The organism is Stenotrophomonas sp. YIM B06876, assembly GCF_030711595.1.
In the GTDB taxonomy this organism is placed as follows: domain Bacteria; phylum Pseudomonadota; class Gammaproteobacteria; order Xanthomonadales; family Xanthomonadaceae; genus Stenotrophomonas.
On record NZ_JAUJUJ010000137.1, the window covers coordinates 1 to 1,981 of the forward strand.

Below are 1,981 nucleotides of genomic sequence, written 5' to 3' on the forward strand. Positions count from 1 at the left end.
GCCGCGCGTGGTCTCCATCGGCAGGAAGCCCTTGCGCAGCACCGTGGGCGATTGGATTTCCCACACCGCCATGCCGGCTAGCATGAGCACGATGCAGACAAAAAACACGGCCACCGGCGTGGTCCAGGCCATCCACTCGAACATGGGCTTTCCTTTCAGTTATCCACGGCGCTGTACGCCCCCCGCACCGCATGAAACTGGCACGGCCCATCGGCGGACGCCGAGCAAGGGCCGCCCCGCAACGAGGGCGTCGTTCCCCTCCCGCGAAGCGAGAGAGGGGCTGAGGGCCGCGGCTCCAGGCCTGCCTGCGCAGGCCTGGACGGCCCCGAAGAGCGGCCGGCTCTGGCGGCTGCACCGAGGCGCGAAGCGACTCAGGGGGTGCATTTCAAACTCTGCCCATGGCAAAGCCCTTGGCGATGTAGTGGCGCACGAACCAGATCACGATGGCGCCGGGCACGATGGTCAGCACGCCGGCGGCTGCCAGCGTCGCCCAGTCCATGCCCGAGGCCGACACGGTGCGCGTCATGGTCGCCACGATGGGCTTGGCGTTCACGCTGGTCAGCGTGCGCGCCAGCAGCAGCTCGACCCAGCTGAACATGAAGCAGAAGAACGCCGCCACGCCCACGCCGGCCTTGATCAGCGGCAGGAAGATGGTGAGGAAGAAACGCGGGAAGCTGTAGCCGTCGATGTAGGCGGTTTCGTCGATCTCGCGCGGGATGCCGCTCATGAAGCCCTCCAGAATCCACACCGCCAGCGGCACGTTGAACAGCAGGTGCGCCAGCGCCACGGCGATGTGCGTGTCCATCAGCCCCACCGTGGTGTAGAGCTGGAAGAACGGCAACAGGAACACGGCCGGCGGCGTCATGCGGTTGGTCAGCAGCCAGAAGAACACATGCTTGTCGCCCAGGAACTGGTAGCGCGAGAACGCATAGGCCGCCGGCAGCGCCACGGTGAGCGAGATCACGGTGTTGATGGCGACGTAGATCAGGCTGTTGATGTAGCCCGAGTACCAGGACGGGTCGGTGAAGATGGTGCGGTAGTTGTCCCAGGTGAAATGCTCGGGGAAGAACGAAAAGCTCGACAAGATCTCGGCGTTCGTCTTGAAGCTCATGTTGAGCATCCAGTAGATCGGCAAGACCGCAAACACCAGGTAGGCGAGCAGGAACAGCGTGCGTTTGTGGAAGCGTTTTTCATGCATGGCCTGCGCCCTCCTGGGCCGAAGTGCCCACGCGCTGCATCCAGTTGTAGAGGATGAAGCACAGCAGCAGGATGATGAGGAAGTAGATCAGCGAGAACGCCGCCGCCGGCCCCAGGTCGAACTGGCCCACGGCCTTTTGCGTGAGGTACTGCGACAGGAAGGTGGTGGCGTTGCCCGGCCCGCCGCCGGTGAGCACGAAGGGCTCGGTGTAGATCATGAAGCTGTCCATGAAGCGCAGCAGCACGGCGATCATCAGCACGCCGCGCATCTTGGGCAGCTGGATGTAGCGGAACACNTGCGACAGGAAGGTGGTGGCGTTGCCCGGCCCGCCGCCGGTGAGCACGAAGGGCTCGGTGTAGATCATGAAGCTGTCCATGAAGCGCAGCAGCACGGCGATCATCAGCACGCCGCGCATCTTGGGCAGCTGGATGTAGCGGAACACGGCGAACTTGCTCGCGCCGTCGATGCGCGCAGCCTGGTAGTAGGCGTCGGGAATCGAGCGCAGGCCGGCGAAGCACAGCAGCGCCACCAGCGGCGTCCAGTGCCACACATCCATCACCAGCACCGTGAGCCAGGCGTGCGTGGCGTTGCCGGTGTAGCTGTAATCGATGCCGAGCTTTTGCAGCGTGAAGCCGAGCAGGCCGATGTCGGCGCGGCCATAGATCTGCCAGATGGTGCCGACCACGTTCCACGGAATGAGCAGCGACAGCGCCACCACCACCAGCACGGCCGAGGACTTCCAGCCCTGCGCCGGCATGGACAGCGCGAGCAGGATGCCCAGCG

The 1,981-nt window shown here is 64.6% G+C and carries 2 protein-coding genes; both read right to left on the minus strand.

Annotated features, from left to right (window positions below):
- Positions 1–385: 385 nt before the first annotated feature.
- Positions 386–1,198: a carbohydrate ABC transporter permease gene (locus tag QZH66_RS15400; protein ID WP_305806784.1), complete on the minus strand. Its 813-nt coding sequence runs from the start codon at positions 1,196–1,198 to the stop codon at positions 386–388.
- On the minus strand, positions 1,191–1,981 hold a 791-nt coding region (locus QZH66_RS15405), incomplete at its 5' end, for a sugar ABC transporter permease (protein ID WP_305806785.1). The genes QZH66_RS15405 and QZH66_RS15400, both read right to left, overlap by 8 nt.